At 54.0% G+C, this 4,888-nt stretch carries 3 protein-coding genes, 1 pseudogene and 1 other annotated feature; of the genes and pseudogenes, 2 read left to right on the top strand and 2 right to left on the bottom strand.

Annotation, left to right across the window (positions count from 1 at the left end; translation table 11 throughout):
* Positions 1–719: 719 nt before the first annotated feature.
* Complete coding sequence (locus DT23_RS16060) at positions 720–1,022, bottom strand: hypothetical protein (protein WP_038132899.1); 303 nt, start codon at positions 1,020–1,022, stop codon at positions 720–722.
* Between the two features lie 552 nt (positions 1,023–1,574).
* Here DT23_RS16060 and DT23_RS18825 point away from each other — a divergent pair.
* Positions 1,575–2,393, top strand: coding sequence for a helix-turn-helix transcriptional regulator (locus DT23_RS18825; protein WP_162177268.1), 819 nt, complete (start codon positions 1,575–1,577; stop codon positions 2,391–2,393).
* Between the two features lie 256 nt (positions 2,394–2,649).
* Here the strand turns inward: DT23_RS18825 and DT23_RS16045 are convergent, their stop codons facing one another.
* Complete coding sequence (locus DT23_RS16045; protein WP_051697369.1) at positions 2,650–3,627, bottom strand: response regulator; 978 nt, start codon at positions 3,625–3,627, stop codon at positions 2,650–2,652.
* Positions 3,628–3,772: 145 nt separating this feature from the next.
* Between DT23_RS16045 and DT23_RS16035 the strand changes: the two are divergent.
* A pseudogene (locus DT23_RS16035) lies at positions 3,773–4,888 on the top strand (IS3 family transposase); the annotation flags it as partial.
* Positions 4,097–4,213: a sequence feature (AL1L pseudoknot), on the top strand. It overlaps the preceding pseudogene by 117 nt.

Below are 4,888 nucleotides of genomic sequence, written 5' to 3'. Positions count from 1 at the left end.
GGGCGCAGCGAATGGCTCCTTTCCGCCCTGATTGTCGGAATTCCTCTGGTGCTGCGACTGCAGAGGTCGTGTCCGCTTCGGGCTGAGACCGGTCAACTGGGGGCCCCCTCAGGTGCCATTACGGTCAAGTATAGCGTGCTGCACCGCCGCAAGTCGGCTTCGAGCCCGGAGTCACCGATGCTGCACAGTAAACGAATGACTGCTCTGCGCTTCCAGTGCTTTCGAAGCTAGTCCTTATTGTCTTGTCAAAGCAGTCAATTTAACGACCTTGGGTCACTGCGACGAAAGCAAACGTTCTTGCCAGCCCACCCTCAAACTAAAGCCAGAATAGTATAAAGAATCGAAGCTTTAGTGATGGAAGTCTCTGGGAGGGGGAGAACCAAAAGAAATCGTATGATTCAATTTCAGGCATAGTTCGCCGTGTACTCTTAAAGTTTGGCAATCAGTTTTGCTTTGGCCTCTGAGAATTCACTATCGGTAAGGATTCCACTGCTGTGCAATCCATTTAGTTTTCCAATTTCGTCAGCTATAGAGATGCCCACCGAAGATAGGGATGTTGTTGCCTCTTCTTTTTCTCTAATGAGTTGATTTGCTAATTCTGCGAAAGTTTTTACATCTGATTTGACACAATTATCAATAACGATAAGCCTTGCGCCAATATCGATTGTGATCTTTCTTAGAACCCATCCTTGTGAAGCTGATACAGCTTGGATTCGATTTTATCGAATGCTCTGCGTATCGACAGAAGAGGTGAGCATCGCATGATCTAGACATAATACGCGCTCACTTGTCAGAGCTGCGACCCATGTATTTGCCCCAAAATCAAAATCATTAGACGTTTCGCTTTGAGACATTACGCCCGACACTAAAGCAAAGACAATTTCGCTTTCTTGCAAACAATCGCCTAGCACGTTAAGTTCCTTCTTCGTGCCAAAAGTATCTATTTTAAGATTGTTAAGTTTAAATATCTCTGCCCAGTTTCGTTGTTGTGTAAACGCTTTGTATTGCTCTATGTTCTTCATTTTTTATTCCAGCTTGAGAATTAAGACAGTCGCGAGCAGCTTCTGTTATTTGCGCGTTTTAGATTGCACGAGAAACCTAACATGAGCGGATCAATGAGCAAAGGTCCAGACATATTAGCTGCAAATCTGCTCCCGAATGCAGACATTAATGCAACTGCGGCGAAAGCACACTTTGTCCCGCTCTGCTGTCATTCGAGGGACAGAGATGCTGCGTGATGCGCGAATGGCCGCTATGGTGAAGCTGCACCGCACCGACGGCCCCCTTGTTCAATGGCAGCTCTGGGCCGCTGGCCGTCTTGGTAACGTTTGACGCAACACCGCCTCGCGCGGCATCGGGCACGGCCATCCGCTATCTGCTCGCCACTGGTGTTTATCTCGTCTCAACTTTTCGCGTTGATCCTATAGGATCAGCAATTGACGACGTCACATCCCTCCGCCACAAGTAAATAAATCTTTCCATTACGCCCCCTTAAAAAGCAAATATAGTTTTTCATGTTTCCACTCCCCCTCCTGCGGGATCGTCGTCGCGACCTCGCCTTGACCCAAGCGAGCGTGGCCAGCGCGGCGGGGATCAGCATCCCGACACTGCGCAATCTCGAGCAGGGCAAAGGCAGCATCGGGTCGTTGTCGCACACCCTGCCCTGCTTGCAGCTCCGGTGGCCTTGGTTTCACGACATCGATGCCGGGCCGGACCTTGCGCGACGTCGGCGAATGCGCGGTCTTAGCCAGCGCGCGCTGGCGGAAAAGGTCGGCTGCTCACGGCCAACGATTATCGCGCTCGAGCGAGACCTGACCGGCAGGGTTGAGACGTTGCTGAGGGTTCTTTTGATCCTCGGGATCCGTCAGGCTCTTCGCCCGGTGTCAACACCCGCAAACCCCGGGCTGGTCCCGGCAACGAACGATCCCGCCCGCGACCTGGTGATGACGCCCCCGGATCTGGCGGCCAAAATCATCGCACATTTCGCAGACCGGATGTCCGGGCATGTGCTCGACCCGGCAAGGGGCGCGGACGCGTTTTACGACCAGTTTCCCGATCATGTCGAACGCTCCTGGTGCGAACTGGCGCTGGATCGGGATTTCCTCGCGTGGAGTGATCCGGTCGACTGGATCATGACGAATCCGCCTTGGTCGAAGATCCGCAGCTTTACACTCCATGCGATGACAATCTCCGAGCATATCGTCTGGCTGGTGCCGATCGTGAATATCACCACCAAGGCGCGGCTGCGGGATTTGGCTGAGCATGATTTTGGCATCGCCGAATTGGTGCTTCTCGATACCCCGCGCGACTGGCCGCAGAGCGGGTTCCAGCTTGTCGCGGCGCGTCTGCGGCGTGGCTACACCGGCGACTGGCGCGTGTCGCGGCTTGCGTAAGCCCGCGATCTGACAAACGGTTGATCCATCGCGCGTGACTATCGATGATGGGATGAGCTCGGGGTGTCTCGCCCGCATGGTGATCGCAGTCCCAGCATCGCGGAACAATTCGGGGAAAGATCGGTCTCGACAGCTCATTAGACGGCCGGACAACATTCTGCCTTACGGTTCCTGTGAGCCAACAGGTCTGACACGCGCTCGGCAGTGCATTGCCGAAGACACCCGACGAAAGCGGCAAGATTTTAAAAGAACAAACCTATCGGGCGACCAAGCCGATGCTCGGCGGCCTTGGCTCGCCTTGCTTCTTCAAGACACGGGCTTCGGCACGGGCGATGGCGCGATCAAAGGTCTTTCGAACGCGTTGTGTCATGCTCACATTTGGCCGGATCGGGTTTCCGATGGAAATACCGATATCCAAGGCGTTACCGTCGTCGTATTCGATGTCTCGATCGTCGAGCCAGTTCTGGATTTCGCTCTCCAGCCCGACAGAAGGCTCCAATGTTGCCTTTCCCAAAACAACCACGAAAGTCCCGTTTCCCGCATAGGCCATCATTTGGTCGTAAATTTTGAGTGCATCACTGATGGCGTCCGCCGTCTCGGTCAGCGCATACAAAAACTCCTCGCTTGAGGCGCGCGCGTAAAGTTCCTCGATCTGATCGATCTTGATGGCCACCACCTGCGACCCCGCGATACCGGCACGGGACAGTTGCGTCAGATAGTTTTTCAGAGCGGTATATCCGATGAGATCCTTGACGCCTTCAATCTGGACCTCATCGGACAGATCGAAGGCGTGCTGCCCTAGGGTGTCGGACAGGAGGGCGTCCACTCTCGCATCGATCAACGCAGAGTTGTTGCGCGCGAGGACGAGGTTTTCAACCATCCGCAGACGACTGTGCAGTTCGACCATATCGAATGGTTTATTCACGTAATCCGTAGCCCCTGCCCTAAAGGCCCGGTGGATGAAATTCTTTTCGGCCATCGCGGTGAGCATGATGATCGGCGTTTTTTCGTAGCCCGGGATTGCGCGGACAAGGGCACAGAGGTCGATGCCATTCATGTTCGGCATCCTGATGTCCAGCAGTAGGCAATCGAATACGGCATCACCTTCTCGGAGCATATCCAGAGCAATCTTCCCCGACAAGGCAGTGGAAATGTCCGTAAAACCTGACTGCGCAGCGACTATGGTCAACAGTTCGAGAATGAATGGTTCATCGTCGACAGCAAGGATTTTCATGCGGGCTCCAAGTACAAAAGCGTAGATATCAAACAACCAATGCTTGTAGCGGAGTATAATGCAATTCAGCAAGAAAAAGTTCCTGCATCCGCTGGTTTGAACCGCCCCTTGTTTGCCGAAGACTCAGAAGTAAGGATACTGGGTTATGGAAAAGAACAAATGTGGAAACAGGTATTCACCAGAGGTGCGCGAACGTGCTGTGCGGATGGTGTTCGAGCATCAGGGTGAGTTTGATAGCCAATCTGCTGCGATCAAATCGATTGCGCCAAAAATTGGCTGTGGGCCTGATACGCTCCGGGCGTGGGTTCGGCGATCTGAGACGGACAGCGGTCGACGTGATGGTGGGACGACCGCCGAACGTGACCGGATCAAAGCTCTGGAGCGTGAGAACCGTCAGCTTCGGCAGGCCAATGAGATCCTGAAGAAGGCATCAGCGTTTCACCCGCCACTCGAACCAGTGGCGTGACGGGTTCAACTTTGCGCAGGCGGAGCTCGACCGCCCGTTTCGGAAATGATCCGCTTTATCAAAAAACATCGAGAGATTTGTGGGGTCGAGCCGATCTGCCGTGCTTTGCAGATTGCCCCTTCGACGTTTTATGCGCATCTCGCCGTGGAACGTGACCCAGACCTTGCGTCAGATCGAGCCAAACGTGACGCTGAATTACGTCCACAGATGAAGCAGGTTTGGGAGGACAACAGATCGGTCTATGGTGCGCGAAAACTGTGGCATGCCATGCGACGAGAAGGTTTTGATCTGGCACGCTGCACCGTTGAACGGCTGATGCGAGACATTGGCATTGAAGGGGTCAGGCGTGGCAAGAAGGTCAAAACGACTTGGCCGGACAAGGCTCTGGCCAGCCCTCTGGATCGAGTGAACAGGCAGTTCCGTGCAACGATGCCCAACCAACTTTGGGTATCAGACTTCACCTATGTCTCAACCTGGCAGGGGTTTGTCTACGTCGCCTTTGTGATCGACACTTTCGCCAACAAGATCGTTGGCTGGCGGGCATCTAAGTCACAACAAACGCAGTTTGTCTTGGATGCTTTGGAGCAGGCGCTCTACGAACGGCGACCTGCAGACAGCCTTATCCATCACAGCGACCGCGGGAGCCAATACCTGTCGATCAGATACACCGAACGGTTGGCGGATGCCGGATTGGAACCCAGCGTTGGCACCGTCGGTTGTTCGTATGACAACGCGCTTGCCGAGACAATGATTGGCCTCTTCAAGGCAGAAGTGAACCGCCCCGAGTTTACCGGA

It is taken from the genome of Thioclava indica, assembly GCF_000714545.1.
Classification (GTDB): Bacteria; Pseudomonadota; Alphaproteobacteria; order Rhodobacterales; family Rhodobacteraceae; genus Thioclava; species Thioclava indica.
This window is presented reverse-complemented; position numbering and strand designations above follow the sequence as displayed.

What these genes read in the sequence shown, in the direction of transcription:
- DT23_RS16060 (WP_038132899.1), bottom strand. Translation starts at nt 1,022, where the DNA reads ATGAAGAACATAGAGCAATACAAAGCGTTTACACAACAACGAAACTGG.
- DT23_RS16045 (WP_051697369.1), bottom strand. Translation starts at nt 3,627, where the DNA reads ATGAAAATCCTTGCTGTCGACGATGAACCATTCATTCTCGAACTGTTG.